The sequence below is a fragment of the Providencia sneebia DSM 19967 genome (genome assembly GCF_000314895.2).
Taxonomy (GTDB): domain Bacteria; phylum Pseudomonadota; class Gammaproteobacteria; order Enterobacterales; family Enterobacteriaceae; genus Providencia; species Providencia sneebia.
The window spans coordinates 636,372-653,724 of record NZ_CM001773.1; the positions used below are offsets into that span (position 1 = coordinate 636,372).

A 17,353-nucleotide genomic window follows, 5' to 3' on the forward strand; every position below is an offset into this window, starting at 1 on the left:
CTGTGTATGGCATTAAACAGGCATAGCTTCATCAAGGTTGAGTAAGGCTAAATCCTTTTTACGTAAAACTAAGCTAACTTGATGAGTTTCAATCTGAATTGGATCACCTAATGGTGCAAAACGGACAATTTTAAAAACAGATCCCGGTAATAAACCAAGAGAGAGGAGTTTTTGTCGGTATGCAGGACTTATCTTTGGTGAGAAGCCAACTATTTTATAACTGTGTTGCGGAAGTAATGACATATCGCCTTCCATTAATCAATTGAGTGGTGAAGTTGTAATTATCATGGAGAAGTTTTAGTGAGTGCTTGCAAAAAACGCTGCTAATACGAACTCGAAACAAATCATAATTAATAATAGGAATCATAATCATCAGCTATTGATACTATTTAGCCGCTTTTCTTGGTAAATTGAATTGATATGGATCAACCAAGTACAGTATTCATACTTGGTCAGAATAAGAAATATTGAATGGTAGGCTTTTTGATACTTGGGCAAAGAACGACCCCGTCATCATAATGGCGCTGATGACGAGGCGTAATGATTAACGTTTTTTACCAAATGCGGCAGCGAGTGCATCGCCCATAGCACTGTTACTTGCTGGAGAGCTATTTTTACGCGATGTATCACGTGATGCCGTTTGTGGTTTGCGTTGATTTTTTTCTGGTGATTGGGCTGAGCGACGTGTTGAACTATTCGCATCACCCGGTTGTTCGTCAAGACGCATGGTTAACGCAATGCGCTTACGGGCAATATCGACATCAAGCACTTTGACTTTGACAATATCGCCAGCTTTCACCACTTTATGTGGATCATCAACATAACTATTTGAAAGTGATGAAATATGGACCAGTCCATCTTGGTGAACACCAATATCCACGAAAGCACCAAAGTTAGTCACGTTAGTGACAGCACCTTCTAACACCATGCCCGGTGTCAAATCATTCATTGTCTCAATGCCTTCAGCAAAGGTCGCTGTTTTAAACTCAGGACGCGGATCTCGACCTGGTTTTTCGAGTTCCTTAATAATATCGGTGACGGTTGGAACACCAAATTGTTCCGTTGTGAAATCGCGTGGGCTAAGTCCATTCAATGCTTGAGAATTACCCATAATATCTTTGAGTGGTTGACGAACGACATCAAGAATTTTTTCCACAACAGGATAAGCTTCAGGGTGAACAGTCGAAGCATCTAACGGGTTATCGCCATTGGTAATGCGTAAGAATCCTGCGCATTGTTCAAATGCTTTAGGGCCAAGACGAGTTACTTTTAATAGCTGTTTTCTATTGGCAAAACGCCCATTTTCATCACGCCAATTTATGATGTTTTGAGCAATCATTTTGCTTAAACCAGCAACTCGCGTGAGCAATGGAACTGACGCAGTATTTAAATCCACACCAACAGAGTTCACACAATCTTCTACGACAGCATCGAGCTTACGGGCAAGTTGAGTTTGACTTACATCATGCTGGTATTGGCCAACCCCGATTGATTTTGGATCAATTTTAACTAATTCAGCTAAAGGATCTTGCAAGCGGCGGGCGATTGAAACAGCACCACGAATCGACACATCGAGATCTGGGAATTCTTGTGCAGCTAATTCGGAAGCTGAGTAGACGGAAGCACCAGCTTCACTGACAATCACTTTTTGTGCCGTCACATCAGGATACTGTTTTTGTACTTCAGCAAAAAAGCGTTCTGTTTCGCGTGATGCGGTACCATTGCCGATAGCAACGAGTTCAACATGATGTTTTTGGCATAATGCTGCGACGATTGCTGCCGCTTTAGCCGCTTGGCCTGTATGTGGATAGATTGTGTCCGTTGCAATGACTTTACCGGTTGCATCAACAACCGCGACTTTGACACCAGTACGTAAACCTGGATCAAGCCCCATTGTTGCACGCATTCCTGCGGGAGCCGCCATCAATAAATCATGTAAGTTACGAGCAAAAACATTAATTGCTTCTTCTTCTGCTTTTTCGCGCAACAAACTCATGATTTCTGTTTCTAGGTGTAATAATACTTTTACACGCCATGTCCAGCTGATAACGGCTTTACGCCATTGATCTGCTGGCGCGTTATTTAAGCGAATATCTAAATGACGCGTGATGATCTCTTCGCAATAGCTCTCTTTAGGTGGTTCATCAAATTGTGGGTCACAATTAAGAGATAATTGTAAAATACCTTCATTACGACCACGGAACATCGCCAGTGCACGATGGGAAGGCACTTGTGAAACTGGTTCTTGATGCTCAAAATAGTCGCTAAATTTAGCACCTTCCGCTTGTTTACCATCAATAACTTTAGAGACTAAATGAGCATTTTTCGATAAATAGTCGCGAACTTTCGCAAGTAGGGCAGCATCTTCGGCGAAACGCTCCATTAGAATATAACGAGCACCATCAAGGGCAGCTTTGCTGTCTGCTACGCCATTTTCTGCATTCACAAAAGATAATGCTAATTCATCTGGTGATTGATTAGGGTTAGCCCATAAAGAATCTGCTAATGGTTCCAACCCAGCTTCAATAGCAATTTGTCCACGAGTACGGCGTTTGGGTTTAAAAGGGAGATAGAGATCTTCAAGTTCAGTTTTATTGAGGGTATTTTGGATTGCAGCGGCAAGTTCAGGTGTTAATTTTTCTTGTTCTTCAATAGATTTGAGAATAGTTTGCTTACGATCATTTAATTCTCTTAAATAACTCAAACGGCTCTCTAGCTGACGTAATTGAGTATCATCTAACCCGCCAGTGACCTCTTTACGGTAACGGGCAATAAACGGAACTGTACTTCCTTCATCTAGTAATGTGATAGCAGAAAGTACCTGCTTTGGTTGTGTTTGCAGCTCCGCTGCGATTATCTGACTTAACGTTTCATTCATGTCGCTTTTTTATACCTACTAAAAGAACAGTTAATAATTAATGTCACAGTTATACTTGTTGAAGAACAGAATTTCCAGACTCAATTAGGGATGTTGAAGCCTTGGGGCAATTTTATTGATCTTAAATATTAAAATTGCTCGTAAATTCACCATTTAGAAGAGCGAATCATCATATTTCCGGTTAAAAAACAATCAAACAAATTTCGTAATGAAAAATAAGTATGTTCAATATTAAATAGTAATAATAATTTATTTATTATTATATTGGCGTGTATTTAATCTTAAATTTAGTGATAAATATTACATTTTTATAAAATACCATGATGGCGATGAGTGAAAAAAACAGTATTCACTTCTTTTTTGACATATTAAATGGGTGACTAGGGGTATATTTACATTAGAATTTGGTATTAAAATAATAGAATATAAGTAGACTTTACCTGAATAATGGATTCATTTTATATATAATCTGGCGTTTTTTAGATAATTCAACTGCTGTTAGTGAGATAGGTAAGATATGTCTGCTAACTGGATCATTTAATATTAATGTTCTTTAGTCATTGTTTAGCTTATTGATTACATGCAACTTAGATTATTTAGAGTATAGTAATCAAAAGCGATAAACTTGGTCTTTATTTACCCTATTTTGAATATTATGAATAAAAGTCTTTTAATTACGCGCGAAGGCTGGGATGCATTAGATAAAGAACTAAAATATCTTTGGAAAGAAGAGCGCCCTCGGGTGACTCAATCTGTATCCGAGGCAGCAGCGCAAGGCGATCGTTCAGAAAATGCTGAATATATTTATGGTAAAAAACGGTTGAGGGAAATTGATCGCCGTATTCGTTTTTTATCTAAAAGATTAGATCAGCTAAGAATAATTGAACCCGATCCGCGCCAAGAAGGTCGCGTTTTTTTTGGCGCTTGGGTTAAGTTGGAAGATGATAATGAAAATATCAGAATATTCCGACTCGTCGGCGCAGATGAATTTGATCCGGCTAAAAATTGGATTTCAATTGATTCACCGGTTGCTCGGGCATTGATAGGTAAACAAGTTGATGATGAGGTAGCCGTTAATACGCCAGGTGGAGTCGTTAATTATTGTATCTTAGAGATAGATTACAAACGAATAAACATTTAGCGCGTAAAATTTATTCATTAAGTTTCAAGTTGATGATAAATTAGGGCATTAATTATTTATATTATATTTATTCTAAATTAAAAGAATAATTCGATAGATTGCACATATTGAGGGCTACAAAATGCAAGAAAGTTATAAGGTTCTTGTCGTCGATGATGATATGCGCTTGCGTGCTTTATTAGAACGCTACCTCACAGAGCAAGGATTTCAGGTACGTAGTGCTGCTAATGCTGAGCAAATGGATAGAATTCTAACACGTGAATCAATTCATTTGATCGTTTTAGATTTGATGTTACCAGGTGAAGATGGTTTGTCGATTTGCCGTCGTTTACGCAGCCAAAATAATCCGATTCCAATTATTATGGTCACGGCGAAAGGCGAAGAGGTTGATCGTATTGTTGGTTTAGAAATTGGTGCTGATGATTATATTCCTAAGCCATTTAATCCGCGTGAATTACTGGCGCGTATTCGTGCAGTATTGCGTCGTCAAGCAAATGAATTGCCTGGTGCTCCTTCTCAGGATGACGCGGTTATCACATTTGGTAAATTTAAACTTAATCTTGGTACGCGAGAAATGTTCCAAGGTGAAGAAAATATGCCTTTAACCAGTGGTGAATTTGCTGTACTGAAGGTGTTAGTTTCACACCCAAGAGAGCCATTATCTCGTGATAAGCTGATGAGCTTAGCAAGAGGTCGTGAATACAGCGCGATGGAACGTTCGATTGACGTACAAATTTCGCGTTTGCGCCGCATGGTTGAAGAAGATCCCGCTCATCCTCGCTATATCCAGACAGTTTGGGGATTGGGCTATGTATTTGTGCCGGATGGTAGCAAAGCATGAAGCGACTGAGGTTCTCTCGCCGTAGTTCGTTTTCTCGCTCGTTGTTTTTGTTCGTTGCGTTACTTTTTGCCAGCTTAGTCACCAGTTATATGGTGGTTTTGAACTTTGTGGTTATGCCAAGTTTGCAGCAATTTAACAAAGTACTGGCTTATGAAGTCCGAACATTAATGACAGAGAATATGGTGCTGCAAGATGGAACCACAGTGCGTGTTTCACCTGCTTTACGAAAAAAGATATATAACGAGTTAGGGATTACTTTTTATGCTCAATCAGCCGCAATGAAAGAAGGGCTAAATTGGGCAAAAGAGTATGATTTTCTCAGTGAAAATATGTCGGAATATATTGGTGGTGAAGCTCAAGTCCGTCTTGAACTTGGGCGAGATTATCCAATTTTATGGTTAACTTCTTATCTAGCCCCCGATATTTGGGTGCGAGTTCCTCTGACTGAAATCGGTCAAAACCAATTTTCATTAGTTTTTCGCTACACGTTAGGCATTTTTCTCGCCATTTTTGCCGGTGTTTGGCTTTATATTCGTTATCAAAATAAGCCGTTACTTGAACTTGAGTATCATGCCAGTCAGGTTGAGAAAGGGGTGATATTACCTGCAATGCAAGAAAAAGGCGCCACAGAAGTTAGAGCCGCAATTCGCTCTTTTAACCATATGGCCGCGGGAATTAAAACGCTCGAAAATGACCGAACTATTTTGATGGCAGGGGTAAGTCATGACTTACGCACTCCATTGACACGGATCCGTTTGGCAACGGAAATGATGGGGCCAGAAGATGGCTATCTTGCTGAATCTATCAATAAAGATATCGAAGAGTGCGACGCCATTATTGGTCAATTTATGGACTACCTAAAAACAGGTCAAGAGATGAACATGGAGTTCTGCGACCTAAATGCCATCTTGACTGAAGTTGTGACAGCAGAAACTAATGTTGCCGGTGAGATAGAAACGGATTTCGAGCCAAGCAATATGATTGTGAATGCGAACTCTTTAGCCATCAAACGCGCTATCACCAATATGATTGTGAATGCCTATCGTTATGGTAATGGCTGGATAAAAGTCAGTAGTGGTAAAAGTGAGGAATCAGTTTGGTTCCAAGTCGAAGATGATGGTGCAGGTATCAAGGAAGAAGATATTCAACGGCTATTCCAACCTTTTGTACAAGGTGAAAAAGCGCGAAGCAATACAGGTACTGGCCTTGGTTTAGCGATTATCCGACGGATTGTAGATGCTCACGAAGGTAGCATTGAAATCCATAAAAGCGAACGTGGCGGCTTTGCCATACGCGCACTCCTACCACTAAAAGAAAAAGAAGAATAAACCGCATTCTTCAATGATCCGTGCCACACAGTAATTGTTATATGACAATTTGTCATTTTTATTGCAATTGACCTTTTGTGGTTTCAAAAAAGTTTATCTTTTGATTTTATTATTATTTTTATTTTTCTCTTCTGTTTTTTACGCCAAAATGACTTATCAAATAAGCAATTGTCATAAAACTGTCATAAAAAAGACATATTGACGTCATCAAACTGTCCTATTTTTCCTCTCGTGACTTTCACCAATAATTTACACTTAGTTGTTTCTATACATCCCCGGAGGGATTATGAAAATGATGCGTACAACCTTAGCTAGCGTAATGGCAGCAACTCTTTCAATGACTGCGATGTCCTCTTTTGCTGCCACAAGCTTAACAGGTGCTGGAGCAACATTTCCTGCGCCTGTTTATGCTAAGTGGGCGGACTCTTATCAGAAAGAAACAGGTAACAAAGTAAACTATCAGGGAATTGGTTCTTCTGGTGGTGTTAAGCAAATTAATGCAAAAACTGTTGATTTTGGTGCGTCAGATGCGCCATTAGCAGATGAAAAATTAAATGCAGACGGCCTATTTCAATTTCCAACGGTTATCGGTGGTGTTGTTCTCGCTGTTAATGTAAAAGGCATTGAATCAGGTCAGCTGACTTTGGATGGAACAACATTAGGTGATATCTATCTGGGTAAAATCACTAAATGGAATGATCCTGCAATTGCTAAATTAAACCCAGATGTTAGTTTGCCAGATCAAGCTATCGCGGTTGTAAGACGTTCTGATGGTTCAGGTACAACTTTCGTCTTTACTAGCTACCTTGCTAAAGTTAGTTCAAGTTGGAAAAACGATATCGGTACGGGTTCAACAGTTAACTGGCCGAAAAATAGCTTAGGTGGTAAAGGTAACGATGGCGTTGCAGCCTTTGTTCAACGTTTACCTGGCTCTATCGGTTATGTTGAATACGCTTATGCAAAACAGAATAATCTTGCTTATACTAAGCTAATTTCTGCTGATGGAAAGGCGGTTTCTCCAACAGGTGAAAGCTTCAGTGCAGCAGCCAAGAAAGTAGATTGGTCTAAATCATTCGCTCAAGATTTGACTAACCGTGATGGCGAAAATGCATGGCCAATTACTTCTACAACATTCATTTTGGTTCATAAGAAGCAAGAGAATGCCGAGAAAGGTAAAGCAGTACTCGATTTCTTCAACTGGGCTTACGAGAAAGGCGGTCAACAAGCAGAAGCTTTGGATTACGCAATTCTGCCTGAAGAAGTTGTGACAGCTGTTCGTGCAGCATGGAAAACAGAAGTGAAAGATAGCCAAGGTAAACCACTATTCTAAGAGTCGTTAATCTAGGTTGGTAATAAAAGGCGGGTATTGAGGACTAATATCCGCCTTTTAGTGTAGTTATTCAATCCTACTGTAAAGTGGGGATAGAGTGAGAAAAGCGCATGGCCGAAAAAACAACGGCATTTAAAGCACCGAGCAAATCAGGCGATGTGATATTTGGGGCGCTCGTGAAAATCGCCGCGCTAATTACATTGTTAATGCTAGGCGGCATTATTATTTCTCTTATTTTTGCATCGTGGCCGAGCATGCAAAAATTTGGGTTTTCGTTTTTGTGGACTAAAGAGTGGGATGCACCAGCGGAAGAATTCGGTGCTTTAGTACCTATTTATGGCACCATTGTTACCTCAATTATTGCACTTATTATTGCAGTGCCGGTAAGTTTTGGTATTGCACTTTTCCTAACTGAATTAGCACCTAATTGGCTAAAACGCCCATTAGGTATTGCCATTGAGTTACTCGCCGCTATTCCAAGTATTGTTTATGGTATGTGGGGGCTTTTTGTCTTTGCACCATTATTTGCTGAATACTTCCAAGAACCTGTCGGCAATGTGATGTCGAGTATTCCTATTGTTGGAGAGCTATTCTCTGGCCCTGCCTTTGGGATAGGTATTCTTGCTGCGGGTATTATTCTTGCCATTATGATCATCCCTTATATCGCTTCTGTAATGCGTGATGTGTTTGAACAAACGCCTGTGATGATGAAAGAGTCCGCATATGGTATTGGTTGTACCACATGGGAAGTGATTTGGAACATCGTATTGCCTTATACCCGCAATGGGGTCATTGGTGGTGTGATGTTAGGGCTAGGACGCGCGCTGGGTGAAACAATGGCAGTGACTTTCGTGATTGGTAATACATATCAACTTGATAGCATCTCATTATTTATGCCGGGTAATAGTATTACTTCTGCACTCGCGAATGAATTTGCGGAAGCAGAAAGTGGCTTACATACTGCCGCACTCATGGAGCTTGGATTGATTCTGTTTGTTATCACTTTCATTGTTCTCGCAATATCTAAGTTGATGGTGATGCGTTTAGCGAAGAGTGAGGGACGTTAATATGTCTACATCTCAGCCAGTTATTACCAGTGAGAAAGAGCGTATTCGTCGTCAAACATGGCGTCGTCAAGTTAACCGCATGGCACTGTTTATTTCCATGCTAACGATGGTGTTTGGTTTATTTTGGTTGGTTTGGATCCTGTTCTCTACAGTCACGAAAGGCATTGATGGAATGTCTCTGAATCTATTTACAGAGATGACGCCTCCGCCTAATACTGAAGGTGGCGGTTTAGCCAATGCAATTGTGGGAAGTGGATTATTAATCTTATGGGCAACCGTAATAGGAACGCCACTTGGTATTCTAGCGGGGATCTATTTAGCTGAATATGGACGTAAATCTTGGTTAGCCTCTGTAACACGTTTTATTAATGACATCTTATTGTCTGCTCCTTCCATTGTTGTTGGATTATTTGTGTATACCATTGTGGTTGCTCAGGTACAGCACTTCTCTGGTTGGGCGGGTGTTATCGCGTTAGCATTATTGCAAATTCCTATTGTTATCCGCACAACAGAAAATATGTTAAAGCTGGTGCCAGATAGCTTACGCGAAGCGGCTTACGCGCTAGGAACACCAAAATGGAAGATGATTTTATCTATTACACTTAAAGCATCTGTATCTGGAATTATTACAGGTATCTTGTTGGCAATTGCGCGTATAGCGGGCGAAACCGCACCATTACTGTTCACATCATTGTCGAATCAGTTCTGGAGCACAGATATGAGTGAGCCAATTGCTAACTTACCTGTCACTATCTTTAAGTTTGCGATGAGTCCGTTCTCTGAATGGCAACAACTAGCATGGGCAGGGGTTCTCTTAATTACCTTATGTGTCCTGTTAATCAATATTATCGCCCGAGTTGTGTTTGCTCAGAAAAAACACTAATTCCAGATTAAAAAAGATTTATAGAGAGAAGTTGCCATGAACAATGCAAATCAGATTGCAAACAGTAAAATTCAAGTACGTGACCTTAACTTTTATTACGGAAAATTCCATGCATTAAAAAATATCTCATTGGATATTGAAAAAAATAAAGTCACAGCATTTATCGGTCCGTCAGGCTGCGGAAAATCAACGTTATTACGTACATTTAATAAAATGTACGAGCTTTATGGCGAGCAGCGCGCGGAAGGAGAAATTTTACTCGATGGCCAAAATATCCTAACAGATAAACAGGATATTGCGTTATTGAGAGCTAAGGTGGGTATGGTGTTCCAAAAACCTACACCATTCCCAATGTCTATTTATGACAATATTGCATTCGGTGTCCGTTTATTTGAAAAGCTTTCTCGTGTTGATATGGACGAGCGTGTGCAGTGGGCTTTGACAAAAGCGGCATTATGGAATGAAACCAAGGATAAGCTGCATCAAAGTGGTTACAGTCTATCTGGGGGGCAGCAACAGCGCTTATGTATTGCTCGTGGTATTGCTATTCGTCCGGATGTTTTACTGCTTGATGAACCTTGTTCTGCACTTGACCCTATTTCTACAGGTCGTATTGAAGAGCTTATCAGTGAATTAAAATCAGAATATACCGTGGTGATTGTTACCCATAATATGCAGCAGGCAGCTCGCTGTTCTGACCACACTGCGTTTATGTATTTAGGTGAACTGATTGAATTTAATGAAACAGACAGAATGTTCACCACGCCAGCGATGAAACAAACTGAAGATTATATTACTGGTCGTTACGGTTGATATGGAGCCGACAATGGATACGCTGAATCACAATAAACATATTTCTGGACAGTTCAATGCTGAATTGGAACATATCCATACGGAGTTGATGACAATGGGTGGGCTGGTTGAAGAGCAGCTTACTAAGGCCATCACTGCCATGCACAATCAGGATGAGGCACTTGCACGCGAAGTTATTGAAAACGACCATAAAGTTAATATGATGGAAGTTTCTATTGATGAAGAGTGTGTGAAAATCATTGCTAAGCGCCAGCCCACTGCGAGTGATTTACGTTTAATTATGGCAATTTCTAAAACCATTGCTGAACTTGAACGTATTGGTGATGTGGCGGATAAAATTTGCCAAACGGCATTAGAAAAATTCTCTCAGCAACACCAACCATTATTGGTGAGTCTAGAATCATTAGGGCGCCATACTGTACAAATGCTGCATGATGTTTTGGATGCATTTGCGCGAATGGATTTAGAAGAAGCGATTCGTATCTATCGTGAAGATGAGAAAGTTGACCAAGAGTATGAAGGCATTGTACGTCAACTGATGACTTATATGATGGAAGACCCAAGAACGATCCCGAGTGTGTTAACGGCACTATTTTGCGCTCGTTCGATTGAGCGAATTGGTGATCGTTGCCAGAACATTTGTGAATTTATTTTCTACTATGTCAAAGGTCAAGATTTCCGCCATGTTGGAGGTGACCAGCTAGAGAAAATACTCACGAAAAAAGAGAGCGAAGAATAACTTTATCATTTCTTATTTTTCCTTTTTTATCAAATAGAAGAAGTTCTAGTTACTGTTCCTTGTGACTAGAACTTTGTTTATGAATTATTCATTTCACAACTATTTTTATTCCTATAAATAATCGATGTATTTGTTAACTTTTCATTAATCGGAACTCTATTTGCATTTTTATGACTTTCGCAAATGTTTTTGGTGGTGGACCTGATGAACGTGCTTGTCGTGCAGCGGTTAGTGCCGAGTTATCTAATGATGTATTTCCAGAACTTTTAACAACTTGCGCATCAATAATATTTCCTTGGTTATCAATGATAATTTCAACACCAACACGGCCTGAAACTCTTCGTTGTCGAGCTTGACGGGGGTATTTTTTGTTTCGTTCAATTTCGGCACGTACTTTGGCTAAATAGATTTGATTTTCTCCATTTACATTTTTACCTGCCATAATTTCGGAAGTATCACCTTTAGGCCCACTATCCACTGAAGCAGCTTGTGCATTGCCTGGCTGTCCTTGTTGTGATTGTTCCGTCACTTGTTCACTATTTTCTAATGGTAGCGGATCAGCTTTAGCAGGTTTCTTTATTACTTTAGCTATTTTAGTCGGGGGTTTTTGGGTTTTTTCCTTACTGATTTTCTTAGGTGGCGCTTGTTGTGAATGTAATATCACATTTGCATTTTCCGAGATCACTTCAGGCAAAATATACTGTGACTCTTCAACAATTTCAGGCTCTGAAGGTGTCGCACTTTCAATTGGTATTGCAGGAGCAAGTTGTATCGAAAATTGGGGTGACACTTGCTCATGGAACATATTTTGAGCTGCTGTAGTGGCGCGATATAATAAAAAGCCCACTACAGCAATGTGCAATACCAGTGAAAGGATAAGCCCACGACTCAATTGTTGAAGCTGTTTTTGCGGTATCAACAAATAACTCATCCTTTTTCTCACTTAGTTGTTTGAATGTTTAGAACCGAGAACTAATACCTAAACGGAATGTTCTCCCCGGCGCTGGCATCATGCTGCGTGTTAGTGGATCAATGTAATATTGGTCTGTCAGGTTAGTGACTAAGAATTCAATATCGGTATTTTTCCCGATTTGATAATTAGCATAGAGGTCAGCGACAAAGGTTGGTGTCCAATGCATTGGGCTGTTATTTGCCATTGAATATTCTGCGGGAAACAGCTTCATGAGTTTTTTCTCATCTTTATTTTCAGCACGACTGGTGTAACGGATGCGAGAGCCGATTTCGAGAGATTCATCTAATAAACGCAGACCTAAATTAGCGTTAATGGCATATTGAGGCTGCAGTTGTGTGCGTAAAAAACCACCAGGAAAACCTGCGGTAGTGCATTCACTTGTGTTATGACGATTAGTAACATCTAATTTGGCGGATTCTGCATCATCACAAACTTTATTTTGTAATCGATAATCCACACCTAAATTGATGTAAAATCCACCATTATCGTAGCGTGCTTGCGCTTCAATTCCTGCTGTTCTTTGTTCTTGTAATTGTGTGAAATTTAAACGGGCATCGCGATCAAAAATATTTTCCACAATAGTATGGTAGTAATTGATTTTTATATCCGCATTATTTTGTACATTTAATAGGCTTTGTAGATTACGGGAATAACCAAACTCAAATGTTTTACCTCGTTCGGGTTTAAATTTAATGTGCTCTAGGAGAGAGTCACTTTGCCCACTAAAGCCAACTGTATTTTCAAAAATAGTTGGCAAACGTACCGTTTCGATATAACGAGCGTAGATACGGTCATCATCAGTTAACCAAACATTGCTACCAAAAGCGGGGGCCCAGCCATAACTTTTTTGTTTACCCGGTAGTTCCCATTGTTCTTCTTCAGGTACTTGGCGGAGAATTTCACTCCCAGGTTCTTCGTCACCATAGTCATAAACATAAGTTTCTTGCCCGGTTGTTGGGTCAATGGCGCGTTTTCTTGTGTCTATAGTACCATTGTAAAAAGGGTTGGTTTTTCTTGTATAGCGACCATCTTTATCTGGCCACCACTCGGCGTGATGCTCTATAGTAATCGCACCTTCACCATCACCAGGATAACTTTTCTGATGTGGTTGTCTTATACTAACCTCAAAGTCAGGATCATCTACATCAGGATAGATAATTTGATTAAGAATTTCTCCATCCGAGTAACCATTATGGCCGGTATAGCCTAAGTCTACTGCGCGGTTATATTCATCTTGTGTGAGTATTCTTGAATAATCTATTTTGCGAGCAAGCCTTTTAGAGGTGCTTTGAAAACCATCAGTTCTTTTTAGAATATTCTCTTTTAAAAAGTCATCTTCTGTCCAACCATCAATATATTTAGCTCCAGCCTCTAGTTCTAACCATGAAGTAGGGCGATAATTAATATTGAAAGCGAGTGTGTGTTCTTGGCGTCGCCCTTTACGTGGTGATGCAATAAAGGGACTTGCACTTTTTGGAGGCAGTGTATCATTGGAGTCTAACTTTTCTTTTAGCATAGAGCCGCTAACTGTCAGATCTAAATCAGATGTTAATGCAAAAGTATTACGTAAATTAAATCCGATACGGTCATTGATGGAATTAGTTTTGGCTGTGTTGATTAAAGTACCATCAATATTTGAATCACGTACTTTCTCATACAGGAATTCATAATCTATCTGTTTTGCTTCTCGAGGGAAACCTCCAGATGTGTGAGTATTCCCAACCGCTTCGGTCATCCAGAGATTCATATTTAGATTAACCCATGGGTTATTTTCAGGCTTCCATGCATATTCGGCTTGGTAAGCATTTACGGTAAAACGTGACAGTGGCCATTGCGGGAGAACATTTTTACCCTCAATTTCTCGATATCCAAGGCGAGATGGCATAATTTCCCCATAAGTATTTTTACTGTGACGAAACCCTAATTGTAAAATTTGGCTATCAGTTAGATATAAATTAGCTTTGGTTAAATAAGATTCCATTTCATTCGAGGTATTGGTGACCTCTTTACTTGGTTCAAAAACGTTTGCTGCAAAAGGTAAGTAAGGGTCTGGACCTAATTCTAGTGCGCGGTTATTCAAATCATTGAGCTGAATGGGTTCTCTGTATTGGTGTGCGCCATTATTACCCGCAAAATAGTTGCCTTGTTTGCGGTAGCTATAAACAGCCATTAAATTAAAGCGTGCTTGACGAGTACCGATAGCGATGCGGCCGCCATTATCTTTAAAATTGAAAAAGCCAGCATTACCACGTGATTTCGGTACAATATTGACAACGGGATCATTAAACACAGAAAAATAATCTTTTGTTAATATAGGAATATCACGATAATCTTGACCATAAGATAGATTAGGAATTCGTGGCTTTACTGAGTTACTACTGGTTTCTAGCTTTAAACTTATACCAAATTTTTCATTAGGATCAACGATATCATCAATACCAATAGTTTTAATCGCTATCCCGCCACCTGTAGATGTTTTTATATCACTCGTTAAAGAGCCACTTTTTTCAATCTCAATACTGCTTATCAGGTTTGGGTCAATATAATTACGGTTATTCGCACCGTTATAGCCGCGATAGACAGTAATCGCTTGTTCTGTACCATCAACGGTTACTGGTACTCGTTCTTGCCCCTGTATTCCGCGAATATTGGGGTCAAGTGCAGAACTATTTCGTGCATCTCCACTATAAACTCCTATTGCACTATTAAGAACATCAGCAGAGCTTGTGCCTTTATAACGTTCAACGAGATCTTTCCCTAAATAAATACGGGAGCCATTTTTATCATATTGGCTATCATAGCCCTGGTTATCCCGTTCTTTGATTGTTTTTGCTGAATCTTGTACTGCGATATTCCCTAAATCTTCTTTTTCCTGTTCAGCAGAAGAAATAGTTGGAATACACAATGTAGCCATGATTGCCATAGTCACTGAATTCAGTTTCATTATTTTCTTTTTACCTTTATATCTAACAATTAAAATCGAGTTTCAAATCCGGCTGAAAACTCGTGTTGCCGATAAGAATAAATTCCATCAGCGGAGCTTTGGTTATCGCGAAAGCGGTAACTGGTGTAGGGTGTTAATGTGAGCACTGAATAGCCCGGAAAACTTAAACGTGTAAATAGCATTGCTTCGCGATCATCACGTTTTACATTCAGCATTGAGTTGAAAGCTTGAAATTGGCTATAGCGCAGTGTGGCAAGGGTTAGCAAATGAATATCAGGAGATAACACACTAAAAAAACCGCTTCTTAATCCTAATTGGTCGTAATCATCACTGCGGGTTTGGGTAGTAACTTGAGTGGCATCTGTACCTAAAAAAAGTGATGTATCTGTGGTAAGACCATAAATTCCCGTGAGTAATAAGTTGCTGCGAGATCCATCGCTGCCGGCATAAGTTTTTTGATAATTAAGCCAATGATAATTGGCAGAAGCACTTACCATAAAACGGGGAGAGAACTGATAATCGCTCTCTATTCGTAGGCCAATACCAGTATGAAGGTGCTGATTATCTATCGTTTTTAGCTCAATTTGCGGGCCAAATGATAATGTGGTATCCGCATTGTTAAATTGATATAGGGTCGCTAAAGTTGAGGTGTTTTCACTGAATTCTGCATAGTGTGGGTAATGGTCGCCGTAACTAGACGCTTTAATCTGTAAGGAGTGATGACCAAAGAGGGGAATCGCCTTATCTAAACTGGCATCATAAGAAAGTCCACCATAAGCAATAGGTGCTTCAGTTTGCCAAACTCCACCGGGTATTTCCCATATCTTATTCTTCTTTGGTGTTTGGTTAATATTACTATTATAGGTATAAGCAACAGAGAAATTACCAGACCAGCTAATGCGTTTTTCTAAAGTAATAATAAATTTTTGAATAATGTGGCGAGTACTTTCAGGTAATAAAAGTGCAGTATCATTAATGATATTATTAAATATCTTTAACGATTCATTATTTTGTTTATCTTCAAAATAAGTACGAGCTAATTCTAGTTTTACACGTAAAAAATTTGGCGATAGTTCTAATATCTCTCGATAATAGTTTATGGCTTGAGAATAATGATTATTATATTTTTCAATTTCAGCATGCGCAAATAAAACTAATAATGGGTCATGATCAGGGAAATATTGATAATGATTGAGTAATTGTTGTATATCATCGAATTGATGTTGAGTAATAGATAAATAAATCGCTTTACCTAAATCATTAATATTCTTTTTTACAGAATAGGTTTTTCCATCTAATTTTAATATGGCATCATCGGGTAATAATGACTGGTTTTTATCAGGAATATTATTATTGTTTTCTCGATTTATTTGTTGTTCTTTTTGCCATAATAATAATTCTCGGTCAGTATCTATATTAGCGGAATAGAGAGTTAATGGCATTAAAGAGGAAATGAAAATTATTATTATGGAAAATAAGGGCGCGATTTGCATAAGAGTTTCCCATATTATTAAGTTAAAAAGGTACAGCAGGAACTTTCGTTCCCGCTGTTATTAATATTACAGATTTGCTTATAACTTAATTTTGAATATCACCACGGCTACCCCCAAAGGCGATGTCTTTACTGTGATCGCTAAATTGAGTAATACCTGAAATATGTTTAGCTTGGTCACCAAAGAAATGCCCTTTTGCTTTACCTTGAAGTTCGCCGATTTCAGCTAACCCTCTAAATGTCGCATTATCTTTAATTTTTGCATTAATACTGACAGCATCGATATTCCCTTTTAGTGTTTTTGCACCGAAATCAGCATTTAAATGCCCTTGTAATAAAGGTCCTCCTGCATATTGATTTATGCCTTTGATGCTATATGTTGCTGTACCGCCTGTTGGCATATTGGTTGTAATATCTTTACCTGAATAGTAAGAAGTATGAGATATATCCGTTATCTCACCTGTTTGTGACCATTCACCAAAGTAAACTTCTGCATCTGCAACTTGAGCAAAATTAAATACACCCATATTACGGTGTGATTTAGGCGCATTAGGTGAATTTGGCATGGAAATGACATGAACATCGTCAGTATTTGCTGGTGCCATACGTGTTAAACCCGCAAATGAAATTAACTTTCCATTTTTAATACTTTTTACACCAATACCAGGTTCACCAGCAGGACCTTTGTGAGCGCCTTGATTTTTAGCTGTTTCACCAATTCTTAAGTCAGAGTTTTTAGCTATTTGGCTTTTACTTGATCCTACACTGGCAATTGCGTTTGTTGCTAAAGACATACCGCAAGATGCTATAACTAAGGCAATAATATTGAATCCTTTCATTGTAATACCTCCAAAGATGTTAAGAGATGATTGTCTATTTAGTTGCACATCTATCTTTTTCAGATAATCAACAGAATGTATTAAA

Annotated in this window: 14 protein-coding genes; 8 read left to right on the top strand and 6 right to left on the bottom strand. The window is 39.1% G+C overall.

The window, feature by feature from the left end:
- Positions 1–12: 12 nt before the first annotated feature.
- Together feoA and OO7_RS02560 are read right to left on the bottom strand one after the other, a co-directional pair.
- Positions 13–243: a ferrous iron transporter A gene (feoA, locus tag OO7_RS02555; protein ID WP_008914401.1), complete on the bottom strand. Its 231-nt coding sequence runs from the start codon at positions 241–243 to the stop codon at positions 13–15.
- 301 nt (positions 244–544) lie between these two features.
- Entirely contained in the window at positions 545–2,878 is a 2,334-nt protein-coding gene (locus OO7_RS02560) for a Tex family protein (RefSeq protein WP_008914402.1), read from the bottom strand.
- A 655-nt stretch (positions 2,879–3,533) separates the two neighbouring features.
- On the opposite strand from OO7_RS02560, the gene greB reads away from it, so the two are divergent.
- From greB to phoU, 8 genes are all read left to right on the top strand, one after another.
- Positions 3,534–4,019 (top strand): transcription elongation factor GreB, encoded by a 486-nt coding sequence (gene greB, locus OO7_RS02565; RefSeq protein ID WP_008914403.1) that lies wholly within the window; start codon positions 3,534–3,536, stop codon positions 4,017–4,019.
- A gap of 121 nt (positions 4,020–4,140) precedes the next feature.
- Positions 4,141–4,860: an osmolarity response regulator transcription factor OmpR gene (ompR, locus tag OO7_RS02570; RefSeq protein WP_008914404.1), complete on the top strand. Its 720-nt coding sequence runs from the start codon at positions 4,141–4,143 to the stop codon at positions 4,858–4,860.
- Positions 4,857–6,188 carry a two-component system sensor histidine kinase EnvZ gene (envZ, locus tag OO7_RS02575; protein ID WP_008914405.1) on the top strand — a complete coding sequence of 444 codons (1,332 nt, stop codon included), beginning with the start codon at positions 4,857–4,859 and terminating at the stop codon, positions 6,186–6,188. The genes ompR and envZ overlap by 4 nt, the downstream gene beginning before the upstream one ends.
- Before the next feature lie 286 nt (positions 6,189–6,474).
- Positions 6,475–7,518 (top strand): phosphate ABC transporter substrate-binding protein PstS, encoded by a 1,044-nt coding sequence (pstS, locus tag OO7_RS02580; protein ID WP_008914406.1) that lies wholly within the window; start codon positions 6,475–6,477, stop codon positions 7,516–7,518.
- Positions 7,519–7,628: 110 nt separating this feature from the next.
- Positions 7,629–8,585 (top strand): phosphate ABC transporter permease PstC, encoded by a 957-nt coding sequence (gene pstC / locus OO7_RS02585; protein WP_008914407.1) that lies wholly within the window; start codon positions 7,629–7,631, stop codon positions 8,583–8,585.
- Position 8,586: 1 nt separating this feature from the next.
- Complete coding sequence (gene pstA, locus OO7_RS02590) at positions 8,587–9,468, top strand: phosphate ABC transporter permease PstA (protein WP_008914408.1); 882 nt, start codon at positions 8,587–8,589, stop codon at positions 9,466–9,468.
- 36 nt (positions 9,469–9,504) lie between these two features.
- Positions 9,505–10,281 carry a phosphate ABC transporter ATP-binding protein PstB gene (pstB, locus tag OO7_RS02595; protein WP_008914409.1) on the top strand — a complete coding sequence of 259 codons (777 nt, stop codon included), beginning with the start codon at positions 9,505–9,507 and terminating at the stop codon, positions 10,279–10,281.
- Positions 10,282–10,294: 13 nt separating this feature from the next.
- Positions 10,295–11,020 (top strand): phosphate signaling complex protein PhoU, encoded by a 726-nt coding sequence (gene phoU, locus OO7_RS02600; RefSeq protein WP_008914410.1) that lies wholly within the window; start codon positions 10,295–10,297, stop codon positions 11,018–11,020.
- Between the two features lie 133 nt (positions 11,021–11,153).
- On the opposite strand, the gene OO7_RS02605 is transcribed toward phoU, so the two are convergent.
- The 4 genes from OO7_RS02605 to OO7_RS02620 all read right to left on the bottom strand — a co-directional run bounded on the left by OO7_RS02605 (position 11,154) and on the right by OO7_RS02620 (position 17,268).
- Positions 11,154–11,951, bottom strand: a complete 798-nt coding sequence (locus OO7_RS02605) for a TonB family protein (RefSeq protein ID WP_008914411.1) — start codon at positions 11,949–11,951, stop codon at positions 11,154–11,156.
- A 28-nt stretch (positions 11,952–11,979) separates the two neighbouring features.
- Positions 11,980–14,937 carry a TonB-dependent receptor plug domain-containing protein gene (locus OO7_RS02610; protein WP_008914412.1) on the bottom strand — a complete coding sequence of 986 codons (2,958 nt, stop codon included), beginning with the start codon at positions 14,935–14,937 and terminating at the stop codon, positions 11,980–11,982.
- 29 nt (positions 14,938–14,966) lie between these two features.
- On the bottom strand, positions 14,967–16,430 hold the full coding sequence (locus OO7_RS02615) for a porin family protein (RefSeq protein ID WP_008914413.1): 1,464 nt from the start codon (positions 16,428–16,430) through the stop codon (positions 14,967–14,969).
- Positions 16,431–16,515: 85 nt separating this feature from the next.
- Entirely contained in the window at positions 16,516–17,268 is a 753-nt protein-coding gene (locus OO7_RS02620) for a Slam-dependent surface lipoprotein (protein ID WP_008914414.1), read from the bottom strand.
- Between the last annotated feature and the right edge of the window lie 85 nt (positions 17,269–17,353).